The organism is Shigella sp. SIG3 (assembly GCF_053555855.1).
Map to the genome: position 1 here is coordinate 17,691 of NZ_JBQZXE010000027.1, position 17,503 is coordinate 35,193.

At 54.6% G+C, this 17,503-nt stretch carries 18 protein-coding genes and 1 riboswitch; of the genes, 8 read left to right on the plus strand and 10 right to left on the minus strand.

Going from position 1 to position 17,503, the window contains the following annotated elements:
* Nucleotides 1-194 precede the first annotated feature (194 nt).
* The 7 genes from thiH to rsd form a co-directional block, all read right to left on the minus strand.
* Complete coding sequence (gene thiH, locus ACUU1I_RS07615) at nt 195-1,328, minus strand: 2-iminoacetate synthase ThiH (RefSeq protein WP_000847553.1); 1,134 nt, start codon at nt 1,326-1,328, stop codon at nt 195-197.
* Complete coding sequence (gene thiG, locus ACUU1I_RS07620) at nt 1,325-2,095, minus strand: thiazole synthase (RefSeq protein ID WP_000944524.1); 771 nt, start codon at nt 2,093-2,095, stop codon at nt 1,325-1,327. Before thiG ends, thiH begins: the two co-directional genes overlap by 4 nt.
* Before the next feature lies 1 nt (nt 2,096).
* Nucleotides 2,097-2,297 (minus strand): sulfur carrier protein ThiS, encoded by a 201-nt coding sequence (thiS, locus tag ACUU1I_RS07625; protein WP_001166232.1) that lies wholly within the window; start codon nt 2,295-2,297, stop codon nt 2,097-2,099.
* Nucleotides 2,281-3,036, minus strand: a complete 756-nt coding sequence (gene thiF / locus ACUU1I_RS07630) for a thiazole biosynthesis adenylyltransferase ThiF (protein ID WP_000999725.1) — start codon at nt 3,034-3,036, stop codon at nt 2,281-2,283. Before thiF ends, thiS begins: the two co-directional genes overlap by 17 nt.
* The gene (gene thiE, locus ACUU1I_RS07635) at nt 3,029-3,664 is read right to left on the minus strand and encodes a thiamine phosphate synthase (protein ID WP_000284600.1); all 636 of its coding nucleotides are present in this window, start codon (nt 3,662-3,664) and stop codon (nt 3,029-3,031) included. The genes thiF and thiE overlap by 8 nt, the downstream gene beginning before the upstream one ends.
* Nucleotides 3,664-5,559 carry a phosphomethylpyrimidine synthase ThiC gene (gene thiC / locus ACUU1I_RS07640; RefSeq protein WP_001276919.1) on the minus strand — a complete coding sequence of 632 codons (1,896 nt, stop codon included), beginning with the start codon at nt 5,557-5,559 and terminating at the stop codon, nt 3,664-3,666. Before thiC ends, thiE begins: the two co-directional genes overlap by 1 nt.
* 80 nt (nt 5,560-5,639) lie before the next feature.
* Nucleotides 5,640-5,740: riboswitch (TPP riboswitch) on the minus strand.
* Between the two features lie 52 nt (nt 5,741-5,792).
* Nucleotides 5,793-6,269, minus strand: coding sequence for a sigma D regulator (gene rsd, locus ACUU1I_RS07645; protein WP_000934302.1), 477 nt, complete (start codon nt 6,267-6,269; stop codon nt 5,793-5,795).
* A 94-nt stretch (nt 6,270-6,363) separates the two neighbouring features.
* Between rsd and nudC the strand changes: the two genes are divergently transcribed.
* The 6 genes from nudC (at nt 6,364) to ACUU1I_RS07675 (ending at nt 10,869) form a co-directional block, all read left to right on the plus strand.
* Nucleotides 6,364-7,137 (plus strand): NAD(+) diphosphatase, encoded by a 774-nt coding sequence (gene nudC / locus ACUU1I_RS07650; RefSeq protein ID WP_000373929.1) that lies wholly within the window; start codon nt 6,364-6,366, stop codon nt 7,135-7,137.
* Between the two features lie 39 nt (nt 7,138-7,176).
* Nucleotides 7,177-8,241 carry a uroporphyrinogen decarboxylase gene (hemE, locus tag ACUU1I_RS07655; RefSeq protein WP_000137636.1) on the plus strand — a complete coding sequence of 355 codons (1,065 nt, stop codon included), beginning with the start codon at nt 7,177-7,179 and terminating at the stop codon, nt 8,239-8,241.
* Between the two features lie 156 nt (nt 8,242-8,397).
* A complete protein-coding gene (nfi, locus tag ACUU1I_RS07660) occupies nt 8,398-9,069 on the plus strand; it encodes a deoxyribonuclease V (RefSeq protein WP_000362374.1) in 672 nt (223 codons plus the stop codon).
* A gap of 42 nt (nt 9,070-9,111) precedes the next feature.
* The gene (locus ACUU1I_RS07665) at nt 9,112-9,702 is read left to right on the plus strand and encodes a YjaG family protein (RefSeq protein ID WP_000940109.1); all 591 of its coding nucleotides are present in this window, start codon (nt 9,112-9,114) and stop codon (nt 9,700-9,702) included.
* Between the two features lie 186 nt (nt 9,703-9,888).
* Complete coding sequence (gene hupA, locus ACUU1I_RS07670) at nt 9,889-10,161, plus strand: nucleoid-associated protein HU-alpha (protein ID WP_001044513.1); 273 nt, start codon at nt 9,889-9,891, stop codon at nt 10,159-10,161.
* Between the two features lie 12 nt (nt 10,162-10,173).
* Nucleotides 10,174-10,869: a DUF1481 domain-containing protein gene (locus ACUU1I_RS07675; protein WP_005065581.1), complete on the plus strand. Its 696-nt coding sequence runs from the start codon at nt 10,174-10,176 to the stop codon at nt 10,867-10,869.
* Between the two features lies 1 nt (nt 10,870).
* On the opposite strand, the gene zraP is transcribed toward ACUU1I_RS07675, so the two are convergent.
* Entirely contained in the window at nt 10,871-11,296 is a 426-nt protein-coding gene (gene zraP / locus ACUU1I_RS07680; protein ID WP_000828222.1) for a zinc resistance sensor/chaperone ZraP, read from the minus strand.
* Between the two features lie 237 nt (nt 11,297-11,533).
* Here zraP and zraS point away from each other — a divergent pair, with 237 nt between their 5' ends.
* Together zraS and zraR are read left to right on the plus strand one after the other, a co-directional pair.
* A complete protein-coding gene (gene zraS / locus ACUU1I_RS07685) occupies nt 11,534-12,910 on the plus strand; it encodes a two-component system sensor histidine kinase ZraS (protein ID WP_001211915.1) in 1,377 nt (458 codons plus the stop codon).
* A complete protein-coding gene (gene zraR / locus ACUU1I_RS07690) occupies nt 12,907-14,232 on the plus strand; it encodes a sigma-54-dependent response regulator transcription factor ZraR (RefSeq protein WP_000148507.1) in 1,326 nt (441 codons plus the stop codon). The genes zraS and zraR overlap by 4 nt, the downstream gene beginning before the upstream one ends.
* On the opposite strand, the gene purD is transcribed toward zraR, so the two are convergent.
* Both purD and purH read right to left on the minus strand, forming a co-directional pair.
* Nucleotides 14,229-15,518, minus strand: a complete 1,290-nt coding sequence (gene purD / locus ACUU1I_RS07695; protein WP_000866821.1) for a phosphoribosylamine--glycine ligase — start codon at nt 15,516-15,518, stop codon at nt 14,229-14,231. The two genes, zraR and purD, sit on opposite strands and share 4 nt — an antisense overlap.
* A gap of 11 nt (nt 15,519-15,529) precedes the next feature.
* Nucleotides 15,530-17,119 (minus strand): bifunctional phosphoribosylaminoimidazolecarboxamide formyltransferase/IMP cyclohydrolase, encoded by a 1,590-nt coding sequence (gene purH, locus ACUU1I_RS07700; protein ID WP_001187566.1) that lies wholly within the window; start codon nt 17,117-17,119, stop codon nt 15,530-15,532.
* Nucleotides 17,120-17,503 lie beyond the last annotated feature (384 nt).

The window sequence follows — 17,503 nt, forward strand, 5'->3', positions numbered from 1 at the left end:
ATGGGTGTTATTCAGAGGGCAAATTCTTCACGGAAAATATTAAGAAAGGCAGGGCGAAACGAGGAAGAAGCTTTTCGCCCTGGACAACATTCCTGCTGACGGCACTACCATAAAAAAACACAACGCTTTCAACAACCTTGCGTTTTTCATCTTCCGTAGCGGCTCGGAATAAATTTACGTTCTTACATTCCGTCTCATAGTCTTTGCGAGGCGCGTCCCAGATAGCTGTCCCAGTCTTTCCATACCGGCTGCAAACCCTGAGCGGTTAACGCGGCAGCAACCGCTTCCGGTCTGCGATCGTCGTGCGGTGAGAACTGTTCCAACTCGGGGTGATTATCGGCATAGCCACCTGGCTGCGTTTTCGAGAAGGCGCTGACGTTATTGATCGCCAGCGGAATAACGCGATCGCGAAACCACGGTGATTCCCGCGTGGAGAGTGACAGTTCAATCTCCGGTGCAAGCAGTCGGAAGGCGCAGATGGTTTGCACTAACTGGCGTTCATCCATAATCGACGCAGGCTCAATGCCGCCAGTACACGGGCGCAGGCGCGGAAAGGAGACAGAGTAACGGCTTTGCCAGTAATGCTGTTGCAGCCATAGCAAATGTTCGGCAACCATATAGCAGTCAACGCGCCAGTTGTCGGAAAGGCCAATTAGCGCGCCGAGGCCTATCTTATCAATCCCCGCACGCCCCAGCCGATCCGGCGTTTCCAGCCGCCAGAAGAAGTCCTGTTTTTTGCCTTTCAAATGATGGCGGGTATAAGTCGCCTCGTGATATGTCTCCTGATAAACCATCACCCCATCCAGACCAAGTTGCTTTAACTCGGCGTATTCCGTCTCCGCCAGCGGTTGCACTTCCATTTGTAGTGAAGAGAACTGTTCACGCAGGGCGGGGAGATGACGACGAAAGTAATCCATCCCCACTTTCGCCTGATGTTCACCAGTGACTAATAGCAGATGTTCAAAGCCCATCTCCCGTATAGCGGCGCTTTCCCTGGCAATATCCGCTTCATCCAGCGTTTTGCGCTTGATGCGATTACTCATGGAAAATCCGCAGTACGTGCAGTTGTTAGCGCAAAGATTGGAAAGATAAAGCGGGACGTAGAAACTAACTGTGTTGCCAAATCGCTGACGGGTCAGACGCTGCGCCTGTTGGGCCAGTTGTTCCAGATAGCCACTGGCGGCAGGCGATAACAGCGCCATCATGTCGTCGCGGGTGAGTTGCGAGGCATTTAGCGCCCGCTCTACGTCAGCAGCCGTTTTGCCGTTGATACGCAGGCGGATGTCGTCCCAGTCCAGTTGTCGCCAGCGATTGCTGAAGGTTTTCATGCCGATGCCTCCAGAAATCCGGTCAGCGGGCTGGTGGCATGAGCAAAATAACTGCGGCTGCCCGGTCCGGACTGACGTGCCAGCAGGCCTGCTTCTACCGCCAGACGAAATGCCTTCGCCATGTTGACGGGATCGTCCGCGACGGCAATCGCCGTATTCACTAACACCGCGTCGGCCCCCATTTCCAGCGCCTGCGCGGCATGGCTGGGAACGCCGATGCCAGCATCGACAACCACCGGAACTGTGGCCTGCTGGATAATAATCTCCAGCATGGCACGGGTTTCCAGTCCCTGATTCGAGCCAATCGGCGCGCCGAGCGGCATCACCGCTGCACAGCCGACTTCTTCCAGACGTTTACACAATACCGGATCGGCCCCGCAGTAAGGCAGCACGACAAATCCCTGTTGTACCAGCGTTTCGGCGGCTTTCAGGGTTTCGATGGGATCGGGCAACAGCCAGCGGGCGTCAGGGTGAATCTCCAATTTTAGCCAGTTTGTGCCTAACGCTTCACGTGCCAGATGGGCGGCGAAAATGGCTTCTTCCGCTGTTTTCGCCCCGGAAGTATTCGGCAGCAGGGCCACACCCGCCGCGATAAGCGGTTCGAGGATAGCGTCGTTGTGCTGGCGCAAGTCGACACGTTTCATCGCCAGTGTCACCAGCTGGCTGCCGGAAGCGCGGATCGCCTCCACCATCAGTTGTGAAGAAGCGAATTTCCCTGTGCCGGTAAACAGATGTGAATCAAACGTTTTGTCCACAATACGTAACATCTCAACCCCCTGCAATAACCTGAAAAAGCAGGATCTGGTCGCCATCCTGCACGATATGTTGCGTCCACTGCTCACGCGGGACGATTTGCTGATTAATCGCCAGAGCCGCGCCCGCTTGTCGTTGGTCGAGTTGCTCCAGTAGTTCGTGAACAGTTTGCCCGGCGGCGCACTGCATCGGTTGATCGTTAAACAGGATCTGCATTGCTTCCTCCGCATACCGGGCAACCACTGGCGCGGCGCAACGCCAGGCTGCGCCACTGGCTCGACTTACCGTCGAACAGTCGGAGTTCTCCCGCAGGCGTCTCTATACCGCTTAATAACTTAATGGCTTCCAGTGCCTGCAAAGTGCCCATCACCCCGACCACCGGGCCAACCACGCCCGCCGTGCGGCAGTTGCGTTCTGGCTGCTGGTTATCTGGCCACAGGCAGCGGTAACACCCCTGCTCCCAGGGCGGTGTCAGTACCATCAACTGACCGCCAAATCCGACCGCGCTGGCGGTGATAAGCGGCGTGTTGAGTGCCACGCAGGCGGCATTAATCTCCTGGCGAGTCGCCATATTGTCGGTACAGTCGAGCACCACATCGGCTTGTGCAACCGCATCTTTCAACGCCTCACCCGTTAACCGTTGTTGTAATGCTGTCAGTTGAATGTCGGGATTCAACTGTGTCAGTCGCTGTTGGCTGACCTGCGATTTCGGGCTGTTGATATCTGCAGTGGTAAAGAGGATTTGTCGTTGCAGATTGCTTAAATGCACATCGTCGTCATCTGCCAGTACCAGCGTCCCGACGCCAGCCCCTGCCAGGTATAGCGCAGCAGGTGTACCCAGCCCGCCAAGACCAATAATCAGCACCTGGCTGTCGAGCAGTTTTTGCTGCCCGTCAAGAGCGATATCGTCGAGCAGAATTTGGCGGCTATAACGCATAAAGTCACGGTCATTCATCGCCAACTCCTGCAATTTCCAGCAACTGTGCCGTTGCCAAACGCCAGTCTGCGGCTTGAGTAATGGCGCTGACGACGGCGATACTGCCGACACCCGTTGCTATCACCGCAGGCGCGCGTGCCAGACTGATACCGCCAATCGCCACGGTGGGATAATCCGCCAGGCGCTCAACATGCCGTGCCAACTGTTCCAGCCCCTGCGGTGCAGAAGGCATCTGTTTGGTTTGCGTCGGGAACACATGTCCCAGCGCGATATAAGAGGGGCGTGCTGCCAGCGCGACGTCGATTTCCATATCGTCATGTGTCGAAACGCCCAGCCGCAGGCCTGCCGCGCGGATGGCATTGAGATCGGTGGCTTGCAAATCTTCCTGCCCCAAATGGACGCCATACGCCTGATGCTTGATCGCGAGCCGCCAGTAATCGTTGATAAACAATCGCGCGTTATAGCGGCGGCCCAGCGCAATTGCCGCCACGACATCGGCTTCCACCTCTTCATCGCGCCGATCTTTGATGCGTAGCTGGAGAGTACGTACGCCTGCATCCAACAGACGTTCGATCCACTGTACGCTGTCCACCACCGGGTACAGTCCTAAACGAAAAGGTACAGGAGGAAAATCAGGCTGATACATCACGCTTCCTCCTTATGCAGGTAGATTTCTCCGCCTCTGGCACGGAAGTTCTCCGACATATCCGCCATTCCCACTTCAATGGTTTGCGCGGCGGCGTAATCGCGTACTTCCTGGCTGATTTTCATCGAGCAGAATTTTGGCCCACACATGGAGCAAAAATGGGCGACTTTGCCGGACTCTTGGGGCAGGGTTTCATCGTGATAAGCGCGGGCGGTAAACGGGTCGAGGGCCAGATTAAACTGGTCTTCCCAGCGAAATTCGAAGCGGGCTTTCGACATGGCGTTATCGCGAATTTGCGCGCCCGGATGCCCTTTTGCCAGGTCAGCAGCGTGGGCGGCAATCTTATAAGTGATAAGCCCCTGCTTAACATCTTCTTTATTGGGCAGACCCAGATGCTCTTTTGGCGTTACGTAACAGAGCATCGCGCAGCCAAACCAGCCAATCATCGCCGCACCAATCCCCGACGTGAAGTGGTCATAGCCCGGTGCAATATCGGTAGTTAGCGGCCCCAGAGTGTAAAACGGCGCTTCGTGGCAGTGCTCTAACTCCTCGGTCATATTGCGGTGGATCATCTGCATCGGCACATGGCCTGGGCCTTCAATCATCACCTGTACGTCATATTCCCAGGCGATTTTGGTCAGTTCGCCCAGCGTATGCAATTCGGCAAACTGCGCTTCATCGTTGGCGTCCTGAATAGAACCGGGGCGCAGACCGTCGCCCAGCGACAGCGAAACGTCATAAGCGGCACAGATTTCACAAATTTCGCGGAAGTGTTGATAGAGGAAATTTTCCTGATGATGGGAGAGGCACCATTTCGCCATAATCGAACCGCCGCGAGAGACGATACCGGTCAGGCGTTTCGCGGTCATCGGCACATAGCGCAGCAGTACGCCCGCATGGATAGTGAAGTAATCCACACCTTGCTCGGCCTGTTCCAGCAGCGTGTCGCGGAACGCTTCCCAGGTAAGATCTTCGGCGATCCCGTTAACCTTCTCCAGCGCCTGGTAGATCGGCACTGTACCGATCGGCACCGGACTGTTACGCAAAATCCACTCGCGGGTTTCGTGAATATAGCGACCGGTGGAGAGATCCATCACCGTATCCGCTCCCCAGCGCGTGGACCATACCAGCTTTTCCACTTCTTCTTCGATGGAAGAGGTGACCGCCGAGTTGCCGATATTGGCGTTAACTTTTACCAGGAAGTTACGGCCAATAATCATCGGCTCCGATTCCGGATGATTAATGTTGGCCGGGATAATCGCACGTCCGGCAGCAACTTCATCACGGACAAATTCCGCAGTGATATTTTCCGGCAGATGTGCGCCAAAGCTCATTCCCGGATGCTGGTGGCGTAAAACCTCGCTACGGATGCGCTCGCGGCCCATATTCTCGCGGATGGCGATGAATTCCATTTCCGGCGTGATGATGCCCTGGCGGGCGTAGTGCAGTTGGGTGACACGGCGTCCTGTTTTGGCGCGTTTTGGCGTTAATAAGCCGCTAAAACGTAGCTCGTCGAGACCATCATCTGCCAGCCGCGTTCTGGTGTAATCGGAACTGCGCACGGTAAGTTCTTCGGTATCGGCGCGCGCATCGATCCACGGCTGGCGTAGTTTTGCCAGCCCTTGCTGCACGTTAATGGCGATCTGCGGATCACCATACGGGCCGGAGGTGTCGTAGACCGGAATCGCTTCGTTTTCTTCGTACTGCGGCTGTTCTTTGCTACCGCCAATTAGCGTCGGGCTAAGCTGGATCTCACGCATCGGCACGCGCACGCCGGGGTGTGTGCCAGTGATATAAATGCGTTTTGAGTTGGGAAAGGCGGTGCCTTCCAGGGTGTCGATAAAATGTTGGGCCCGGGCGCGTTGTTCGCGGCGGGTCAGTTTTGTTGCAGACATAGCTCATTCCAAAAAGTTAAGGACGTGGCTTGTCAGACGACGGATGAAGCAAGAGACGATCGCCGCAAAGGCGATGCGATAGCAGATTAACTCTTGTTCCCTTCGCAGGTATTAGCCTGATCAGGTTCCGCGGATCCCGAATAAACGGTCTCAGCCAGTTAAGGCACTCCGACAAGAAATTAGCCCCCACAAACGGGGCGTTGAATGTAAATTACGCGTTAACAGCGCAGAACTCAAGCAGGATGTTTGACGCGGGCGGCGTCAAGCACCAGCAGAATCAGCTTATCTTCCAGCACAAAGCGCGCTTCCAGCGCCTCGCCGATGTCAGATAAAACCTGTTGAAACTCAAGGTAATTATCATGATCGATGGCGGTTTCCAGGCTGGAATCGTAGTAATCCATAATCTGTTGGGTATTGGCTTCGAGTTGCGGCCAAATCTTCGCGGCGCGCGCGAGTTGCCCGTTGCCTTCCAGCTTATGAAGAATGCGCTCATAAATACTGAAATGTCCGGCAGACAAGTAATCGACCAGGCTCTGACAAAAATCATCAAGGGCTTTTTCGTTTAGCCTCATGTACGATTCTTTGCCAGGCTTAATGCCAACCAGATTGTAGTAAGCCACGAGCAGATGCTTACGTACATGTAGCCAGCGATCAACCAGTTTGTTACTTCCTCTGACGCGCTCCGTCAGGTTATCGAGCTGGTTAAGCATGATTGACTCCGCAAGTTTGTATTCAAAAACTGCTCAGTGAGAAATGTAAAAACCATGTTAAACATGCCAGTGATGCAAAGGTAGTGCAAGAGCTATGGATCGTATAATTGAAAAATTAGATCACGGCTGGTGGGTCGTCAGCCATGAACAAAAATTATGGTTGCCGAAGGGAGAATTGCCATATGGCGAAGCGGCAAATTTCGATCTTGTGGGTCAGCGCGCACTACAAATCGGCGAATGGCAGGGGGAACCTGTTTGGTTAATACAACAGCAGCGGCGTCACGATATGGGGTCGGTACGTCAGGTCATTGATCTCGATGTTGGGCTGTTTCAACTGGCCGGACGTGGCGTGCAACTGGCGGAGTTTTACCGATCGCATAAATACTGTGGTTACTGCGGGCATGAAATGTATCCGAGCAAAACCGAATGGGCGATGCTGTGCAGCCATTGCCGTGAGCGTTACTACCCGCAAATCGCCCCCTGCATTATTGTTGCCATCCGTCGCGATGATTCGATCCTCCTCGCCCAGCATACCCGCCATCGTAACGGTGTCCATACAGTACTTGCCGGATTCGTCGAAGTGGGCGAAACCCTCGAGCAGGCAGTCGCGCGGGAAGTGATGGAAGAGAGCGGAATTAAAGTTAAAAACTTGCGTTACGTGACTTCTCAGCCGTGGCCGTTTCCTCAGTCTTTAATGACCGCGTTTATGGCGGAATATGACAGCGGCGACATCGTGATCGACCCGAAAGAATTGCTCGAGGCGAACTGGTATCGCTATGACGATTTGCCGTTACTCCCGCCGCCCGGCACCGTAGCGCGCCGTCTGATAGAAGATACTGTGGCGATGTGTCGGGCAGAGTATGAGTGATGATACACTGACCGCCTGACGCACTAAGGAACAGCCAAAATGACCGAACTTAAAAACGATCGTTATCTGCGGGCGCTGCTGCGCCAGCCCGTTGATGTCACTCCAGTATGGATGATGCGCCAGGCGGGTCGCTATCTACCGGAATATAAAGCCACGCGCGCCCAGGCGGGCGATTTTATGTCGCTGTGCAAAAACGCCGAGCTGGCGTGCGAAGTGACTTTGCAACCGCTGCGTCGCTACCCGCTGGATGCGGCGATCCTCTTTTCCGATATCCTCACCGTGCCGGACGCGATGGGGTTAGGGCTCTATTTTGAAGCCGGAGAAGGTCCGCGTTTTACCTCGCCAGTCACCTGCAAAGCCGACGTCGATAAACTGCCAATTCCGGACCCGGAAGATGAGCTGGGTTACGTGATGAACGCGGTGCGTACCATTCGTCACGAACTGAAAGGCGAAGTGCCGCTGATTGGTTTTTCCGGCAGCCCGTGGACGCTGGCAACCTACATGGTGGAAGGCGGCAGCAGCAAAGCCTTCACCGTGATCAAAAAAATGATGTATGCCGATCCGCAGGCGCTGCACGCTCTGCTCGATAAACTGGCGAAAAGCGTCACTTTGTATCTGAATGCGCAGATTAAAGCCGGTGCTCAGGCAGTGATGATTTTCGACACCTGGGGCGGCGTGCTTACCGGGCGCGATTATCAACAGTTCTCGCTCTATTACATGCATAAAATTGTTGATGGTTTACTGCGTGAAAACGACGGTCGCCGCGTGCCAGTCACGCTGTTTACCAAAGGCGGCGGACAGTGGCTGGAAGCCATGGCTGAAACCGGTTGCGATGCGCTGGGCCTCGACTGGACAACGGACATCGCCGATGCGCGCCGCCGTGTGGGCAATAAAGTCGCGTTGCAGGGTAATATGGATCCGTCGATGCTGTACGCGCCGCCTGCCCGCATTGAAGAAGAAGTAGCGACTATACTTGCAGGTTTCGGTCACGGCGAAGGTCATGTCTTTAACCTTGGTCACGGCATTCATCAGGATGTGCCGCCAGAACATGCTGGCGTGTTCGTGGAGGCAGTGCATCGACTGTCTGAACAGTATCACCGCTAAGAGCCTGATCCATCAGGCTATTTTATTTGCCATTTTGAGGCCGGGCAGTGCTCAAAATCCTCACGTACTACGTGTACGCTCCGGTTTTTCCGCGCTGTCCGGCCTCAAACTGCCTTCAACAATTACGCCTGTTGAACCAGGCTCTAAGGAGCGATTATGGATCTCGCGTCATTACGCGCTCAACAAATCGAACTGGCTTCTTCTGTGATCTGCGAGGATCGACTCGATAAAGATCCACCGGATCTGATCGCCGGAGCCGATGTCGGGTTTGAGCAGGGCGGAGAAGTGACGCGAGCGGCGATGGTGCTGCTGAAATATCCCTCGCTTGAGCTGGTGGAGTATAAAGTTGCCCGCATCGCCACCACCATGCCTTACATTCCAGGTTTTCTTTCCTTCCGCGAATATCCTGCGCTGCTGGCAGCGTGGGAGATGCTGTCGCAAAAGCCGGATTTAGTGTTTGTCGATGGTCATGGGATCTCGCATCCTCGCCGTCTTGGCGTCGCCAGCCATTTTGGCTTATTGGTGGATGTGCCGACCATTGGCGTGGCGAAAAAACGGCTCTGCGGTAAATTCGAACCGCTCTCCAGCAAACCGGGCGCGCTGGCCCCACTGATGGATAAAGGCGAGCAGCTGGCCTGGGTCTGGCGCAGCAAAGCGCGCTGTAACCCGTTGTTTATCGCTACCGGCCATCGGGTCAGCGTGGACAGCGCGCTGGCGTGGGTACAACGCTGCATGAAAGGCTATCGTCTGCCGGAGCCAACGCGCTGGGCGGACGCGGTGGCCTCGGAACGTCCGGCGTTCGTGCGCTATACAGCAAATCAGCCCTAATTCAGGTAAACTGCGGATAATTTCCGTATTTGAGAACTCAACATGTTACAAAACCCAATTCATCTGCGTCTGGAGCGCCTGGAAAGCTGGCAGCATGTCACTTTCATGGCTTGCTTATGCGAACGCATGTACCCCAATTACGCCATGTTCTGCCAGCAAACCGGTTTTGGTGATGGGCAAATTTACCGTCGTATTCTCGATCTCATCTGGGAAACGCTGACCGTTAAAGACGCAAAAGTAAATTTCGACAGCCAACTGGAGAAATTTGAAGAAGCGATTCCTTCAGCCGACGATTTCGATCTGTACGGCGTTTATCCGGCAATCGATGCCTGCGTGGCGTTAAGTGAACTGGTCCATTCGCGTTTGAGTGGTGAAACGCTCGAACACGCGGTGGAAGTGAGTAAGACCTCCATCACGACCGTTGCGATGCTGGAAATGACTCAGGCTGGTCGCGAAATGAGCGATGAAGAGCTTAAAGAAAACCCAGCTGTAGAGCAAGAATGGGACATTCAGTGGGAAATATTCCGACTTTTAGCTGAGTGCGAAGAACGCGATATCGAGCTGATAAAAGGCCTTAGGGCAGACCTGCGTGAGTCGGGTGAGAGCAATATTGGTATAATTTTTCAGCAATAAGACCAGAAAACGTGATTTAACGCCTGATTTGTCGTACCTGGAGTCTTCCCTTTCGCCCCCCGTCTGGTCTACATTTGGGGGGCGAAAAAAAGTGGCTATCGGTGCGTGTATGCAGGAGAGTGCTATTCTGGCATTTCCGTCGCACTCGATGCTTAGCAAGCGATAAACACATTGTAAGGATAACTTATGAACAAGACTCAACTGATTGATGTAATTGCAGAGAAAGCAGAACTGTCCAAAACCCAGGCTAAAGCTGCTCTGGAGTCCACTCTGGCTGCAATTACTGAGTCTCTGAAAGAAGGCGATGCTGTACAACTGGTTGGTTTCGGTACCTTCAAAGTGAACCATCGCGCTGAGCGTACTGGCCGCAACCCGCAGACCGGTAAAGAAATCAAAATTGCCGCAGCTAACGTACCGGCATTTGTTTCTGGCAAGGCACTGAAAGACGCAGTTAAGTAAGATTGCGTGGCAGTGAACAGTTTTAACGAAGGGGTGGTTTCACCCCTTTTGTCTTTCTGGCGTCGATCATTGATGCTGGCAGGTGCGCTGTTTCTCACTGCCTGTAGCCACAACTCTTCACTTCCTCCCTTTACCGCCAGTGGATTTGCTGAAGACCAGGGCGCGGTACGCATCTGGCGAAAAGACAGCGGCGATAATGTGCATCTGCTTGCCGTGTTTAGCCCGTGGCGCAGTGGCGATACCACGACGCGAGAGTATCGCTGGCAGGGCGATAACCTCACGCTCATCAATATCAATGTTTACAGCAAACCGCCGGTGAACATTCGCGCGAGTTTTGACGATCGCGGCGATCTGAGCTTTATGCAACGTGAATCCGATGGGGAAAAGCAGCAGCTTTCTAACGACCAAATCGATTTATACCGTTATCGTGCTGATCAGATCCGCCAGATTAGCGATGCCTTACGTCAGGGGAGAGTCGTGCTGCGCCAGGGGCGCTGGCATGCGATGGAACAGACCGTGACCACCTGCGAAGGGCAAACCATTAAACCTGATTTAGATTCGCAGGCGATAGCGCATATCGAGCGCCGCCAGAGCCGCTCTTCTGTTGATGTCAGCGTGGCATGGCTGGAAGCGCCCGAAGGTTCGCAATTACTGTTAGTGGCAAACTCTGATTTCTGTCGCTGGCAACCCAACGAGAAAACGTTCTGATTTACCAGTGGCCCATACCCATATGACCGCCACCACCGCAGCCGCCGTAGCCCATGCCCATTCCGGCTCCGCGCGGAATACCCGCTTCAGCCATCGCGATATCTCGTTTCACCCGTAACTCATCTAACGACTGACGCAAATTCTCCATCTCTTTGGCGACCGCGTTAATTTTGCTGCTATCCGGTGGGTTCGCGGCTAACAGGGCATTGTATTCATAACGCTTCGTCACCAGTTGCTGTTGCAGTGCGCTGCTTTGAGCGTAAAAGTCATTATGGATTTTCTGCCACGCTGTCTGTTGTTCGCTGGTCAAAGGCGCGGCATTTTGCTGCCACATACCGTGTCCGCCGTGAGCAAATGCAGATGTCGATCCCATCGCCATTGCTGAAAGCGCCATCATTACCAGGGCAATTTTCGTGTTCCGTTTCATGGTTAATCCTCCAGTGGTTGTCTTACTTCGGGTATTGCATCTTCCGTGCCAACGATGAAACGCTGATATGACGGGTAATCTGGCATGATAAACGAGTAAAAATGACTCGCCTGCTGCGGGTAGCGAGTCATTTTTACTCATTGAAACTTAAGCCTTTGTGTTACAGCGCAGGGTAAGCGCTGATAAAAGATGGCATGATTTCTGCTGTCAGAAAGGGATGAGCAGGCAAAGAAGAAGATGCGTTTTATGCAACGTTCTAAAGACTCCTTAGCTAAATGGTTAAGCGCGATCCTCCCCGTGGTCATTGTTGGGCTGGTAGGGTTGTTTGCGGTGACGGTGATTCGCGATTATGGGCGCGAGACTGCCGCCGCCAGACAAACGCTGCTGGAAAAAGGCAGTGTACTTATTCGCGCTCTTGAATCCGGCTCGCGCGTCGGCATGGGGATGCGCATGCATCATGCGCAGCAGCAGGCCTTACTGGAAGAAATGGCCGGGCAGCCTGGAGTACGTTGGTTTGCGGTCACGGATGAACAAGGAACAATCGTGATGCATAGCAACTCCGGCATGGTGGGAAAACAGCTTTATTCCCCTCAGGAAATGCAGCAGTTACATCCGGGAGATGAAGAAGCGTGGCGGCGGATCGATAGCGCAGACGGCGAGCCTGTTCTGGAAATTTATCGCCAGTTTCAACCGATGTTTGCTGCTGGAATGCACCGGATGCGCCATATGCAGCAGTATGCCGCGACACCACAAGCAATTTTCATCGCTTTCGACGCCAGTAATATTGTGAGTGCCGAAGATCGTGAGCAGAGAAACACCCTGATTATTCTCTTCGCCCTGGCGACGGTCTTGCTGGCAAGCGTATTGTCATTCTTCTGGTATCGCCGCTATCTGCGCTCGCGCCAGCTTCTACAAGATGAAATGAAGCGCAAAGAGAAGCTGGTGGCGCTGGGGCATCTTGCGGCAGGCGTTGCCCACGAAATCCGTAACCCACTTTCCTCGATTAAAGGACTGGCGAAATACTTTGCCGAGCGCGCGCCTGCAGGGGGAGAAGCGCATCAACTGGCGCAGGTGATGGCGAAAGAGGCCGACCGTTTAAACCGCGTGGTAAGCGAGTTGCTGGAACTGGTTAAGCCAACGCATCTGGCTTTGCAGGCGGTGGATCTCAACACGCTGATTAACCACTCATTACAGCTGGTAAGCCAGGATGCAAACAGCCGGGAGATCCAGTTACGCTTTACCGCCAACGACACATTACCGGAAATTCAGGCCGATCCGGACAGGCTGACTCAGGTCCTGTTGAATCTCTATCTCAATGCTATTCAGGCGATTGGTCAGCATGGCGTGATTAGCGTGACGGCCAGCGAAAGCGGCGCGGGCGTGAAAATCAGCGTTACCGACAGCGGTAAGGGAATTGCGGCAGATCAGCTTGAAGCCATCTTCACTCCGTACTTCACCACCAAAGCCGAAGGCACCGGATTGGGGCTGGCGGTCGTGCATAATATTGTTGAACAACACGGTGGTACAATTCAGGTCGCAAGCCAGGAGGGAAAAGGCTCAACGTTCACCCTCTGGCTTCCGGTCAATATTACGCGTAAGGACCCACAAGGATGACGCACGATAATATCGATATTCTGGTGGTGGATGATGACATTAGCCACTGCACTATTTTGCAGGCTTTACTGCGCGGCTGGGGCTATAACGTCGCGCTGGCGAACAGCGGGCGACAGGCGCTGGAGCAGGTGCGGGAACAGGTTTTTGATCTTGTGCTTTGCGATGTGCGAATGGCGGAGATGGACGGCATCGCCACGCTGAAAGAGATCAAAGCGTTAAACCCGGCAATTCCGGTGCTGATTATGACTGCGTACTCCAGCGTCGAGACGGCGGTAGAGGCACTGAAAACTGGGGCGCTGGATTATCTCATCAAGCCGCTGGATTTCGATAACCTACAGGCGACGCTGGAAAAGGCGCTCGCGCATACGCACAGTATTGATGCTGAAACACCTGCGGTGACTGCCAGCCAGTTCGGTATGGTCGGTAAAAGCCCGGCGATGCAACACCTGCTCAGTGAAATCGCCCTCGTCGCGCCATCGGAAGCCACGGTGCTGATCCACGGCGATTCCGGCACCGGTAAAGAGCTGGTCGCCAGGGCGATTCACGCCAGTAGCGCACGTAGCGAAAAACCGCTGGTAACGCTCAACTGTGCGGCACTCAACGAATCCTTGCTGGAATCTGAATTGTTCGGTCACGAAAAAGGGGCGTTTACTGGAGCCGATAAACGCCGGGAAGGGCGCTTTGTTGAGGCGGACGGCGGCACGCTGTTTCTCGATGAAATTGGCGATATCTCGCCGATGATGCAGGTGCGTCTGCTGCGTGCGATTCAGGAGCGCGAAGTTCAGCGTGTCGGTAGCAACCAGACTATCTCGGTTGATGTCCGGCTGATTGCGGCGACTCATCGCGATCTTGCCGCAGAGGTGAATGCCGGGCGTTTTCGCCAGGATCTCTACTATCGCCTGAATGTGGTGGCGATTGAAGTACCATCGCTGCGGCAACGGCGGGAAGATATCCCTCTGCTGGCTGGCCATTTTCTTCAGCGCTTTGCCGAGCGTAATCGCAAGGCGGTAAAAGGCTTTACGCCACAGGCGATGGATTTGCTGATCCACTACGACTGGCCGGGAAATATTCGTGAACTGGAAAACGCGGTGGAACGGGCGGTGGTGCTGCTGACCGGGGAATATATTTCCGAACGCGAGCTGCCGCTGGCGATTGCCAGTACGCCGATCCCGCTGGGGCAAAGTCAGGATATTCAGCCGCTGGTGGAAGTGGAAAAAGAGGTGATTCTGGCGGCGCTGGAGAAAACGGGCGGCAACAAAACCGAAGCCGCCCGTCAGTTAGGGATCACGCGCAAAACGCTATTGGCAAAACTGTCGCGTTAGTTCTGCTCGCGTTCGATGGCGCGCCAACCGATATCTTTCCGGCAGAAGCAATCATCCCAGTGGATATCGGTCATTAAGGCGTAGGCGCGTTTCTGCGCTTCTGCCACGGTATGACCCAGCGCGGTGACGCACAGTACGCGCCCGCCGCTGGTTACCACCTGCTCGTCATCCGCCAGTTTTGTGCCCGCGTGGAACACTTTGCCGTCAGCCACTTCTTCCAGCGGCAGGCCGTGGATCACATCGCCGGTGCGGTAATCGCCCGGATATCCACCCGCAGCCATCACCACGCTGAGAGAAGCACGTTCATCCCACTCTGACGTTTTCTCGTCCAGTTTGCCTTCACAGGCCGCCAGGCAGAGCTCAACCAGATCGGACTTCATGCGCAGCATAATCGGCTGGGTTTCCGGATCGCCAAAGCGGCAGTTAAATTCAATAACCTTCGGATTGCCCTGTTTGTCGATCATCAGGCCCGCATAGAGAAAACCGGTGTAGGTGTTGCCTTCCGCCGCCATGCCTTTCACGGTTGGCCAGATGATACGTTCCATGGTGCGCTGATGAACTTCATCGGTTACTACCGGCGCGGGGGAGTAAGCGCCCATCCCGCCGGTGTTTGGTCCGTTATCTTTATCGCCTACGCGTTTGTGATCCTGGCTGGTAGCCATCGGCAGCACATGCTCGCCGTCCACCATCACGATAAAGCTCGCTTCTTCGCCATCGAGGAACTCTTCGATAACGATGCGATGACCCGCGTCGCCAAAAGCGTTGCCCGCCAGCATATCGTGAACAGCCGCTTCCGCTTCTTCCAGCGTCATCGCCACGATAACGCCTTTCCCGGCAGCCAGACCGTCCGCTTTAATGACGATTGGCGCGCCTTTCTCACGCAGATACACCAGCGCAGGTTCTACCTCGGTGAAGTTCTGGTATTCCGCCGTAGGGATCTTATGGCGGGCCAGGAAATCTTTGGTAAACGCTTTTGAGCCTTCCAGTTGGGCCGCACCTGCGGTTGGGCCGAAGATTTTCAGCCCGGCGGCGCGGAAGGTATCGACCACGCCTTTCACCAGCGGCGCTTCCGGGCCGACGATGGTCAGATCAATCTTTTCGTTTTGTGCGAAATCCAACAGCGCCGGGATATCGGTCACGCCGATAGCAACGTTTTGCAGCGCGGGTTCCAGCGCAGTGCCTGCATTACCCGGAGCAACAAAAACAGTCTCAACCAGCGGCGACTGGGCCGCTTTCCAGGCCAGCGCGTGCTCGCGCCCGCCGTTACCAATCACTAATACTTTCATCTATTGCTCCATTAATGGCGGAAGTGGCGCATGTCGGTGAAGAGCATCGCAATACCGTGCTCGTCGGCGGCGGCAATCACTTCGTCATCACGGATGGAACCGCCAGGCTGGATTACGCAGGTCACGCCCGCAGCGGCGGCGGCATCAATACCGTCGCGGAACGGGAAGAACGCGTCAGAAGCCATCGAGGAACCTTTCACTTCCAGGCCTTCATCGGCAGCTTTAATACCGGCGATTTTCGCGGAGTACACGCGGCTCATCTGGCCCGCGCCAATACCGATGGTCATATTGTTTTTGGCATAGACGATAGCATTGGATTTCACGAATTTCGCCACTTTCCAGCAGAACAGCGCATCACGCAGTTCCTGTTCGGTCGGCTGACGTTGGGTGACGACGCGCAGTTCTTCCGCACCGACCATCCCCAGGTCACGATCCTGAACCAGCAGACCGCCGTTCACGCGTTTGAAATCAAGACCCGGAACACGCTCGCCCCACTGACCGCAGGTCAGAACGCGTACGTTCTGCTTGGCGGCGGTGATTTTCAGGGCTTCTTCGCTGGCGGAAGGCGCAATAATCACTTCGACAAACTGACGAGAAATGATGGCCTGTGCGGTTTCCGCATCCAGCTCGCGGTTAAAGGCAATGATGCCGCCGAATGCGGAGGTTGGGTCGGTTTTGTACGCGCGATCGTAAGCATCAAGAATGGAATTGCCGATAGCTACACCGCAAGGGTTGGCGTGCTTCACAATCACACATGCCGGCTCGGCGAACTCTTTCACGCACTCCAGCGCCGCATCGGTATCGGCGATGTTGTTATAAGAGAGGGCTTTACCCTGAACCTGGGTTGCGGTAGCAACGGAGGCTTCTTTCACATTCTCTTCTATATAGAAGGCAGCCTGCTGGTGGCTGTTCTCGCCGTAACGCATATCCTGCTTCTTAATGAAGTTCAGGTTCAGCGTGCGTGGGAAGCGACCGGCGGCTTCTTTGCTTTCACCGTGGTACGCCGGAACCATGCTGCCGAAGTAGTTGGCAATCATGCTGTCGTAGGCGGCAGTGTGTTCGAAGGCTTTGATGGCGAGGTCGAAACGGGTTGCAAGCGTCAGCGATCCTTCGTTGTCATCCATCTCTTTAATAATGGCGTCGTAGTCGCTGCTCTTCACCACGATTGCGACATCTTTATGGTTCTTAGCGGCGGAGCGCACCATGGTCGGGCCGCCGATATCGATGTTCTCAACCGCATCTTCCAGCGAGCAGCCTTCACGAGCAACAGTCTGGGCGAACGGATACAGGTTAACAACCACCATATCGATAGGCTGGATCTGATGTTCTTCCATAATGGCATCGTCCTGGCCGCGACGGCCCAGAATGCCACCATGTACTTTCGGATGCAGGGTCTTCACGCGTCCATCCATCATCTCCGGGAAACCGGTGTAATCGGAAACTTCGGTTACCGGCAGACCTTTTTCTGCTAACAGACGGGCAGTGCCCCCTGTAGACAGCAGCTCCACACCGCGTGCGGAAAGTGCCTGGGCGAATTCGACGATACCGGCTTTGTCAGAAACACTGAGCAGAGCGCGGCGGACTGGACGACGTTGTTGCATGGTAAATCCCTTGGGTTTGACTATTACAGAGAGCGTTAGCTGAATTTTTCGCGAAAAACTCAGCTAACGCCCCTAACGGGGCATCCTTATTTTTCGCCCGCATTGTAACGAAAACGTTTGCGCAACGCTCGCGAATTTTTCTCTTTCAATGGTGATCACAATTTTGACAGTGGTTACCGTGGGAAAAATACAGAAATTACATTGATGATTGTGGATAACTCTGTGCGTAAAAAGGTATAAAGCGGGGTTTTGCTGGGGAATGCAGCAGTCAGTCATTTTTCTGCAATTTTTCTATTGCGGCCTGCGGAGAACTCCCTATAATGCGCCTTCATCGACACGGCGGATGTGAATCACTTCACACAAACAGCCGGTTCGGTTGAAGAG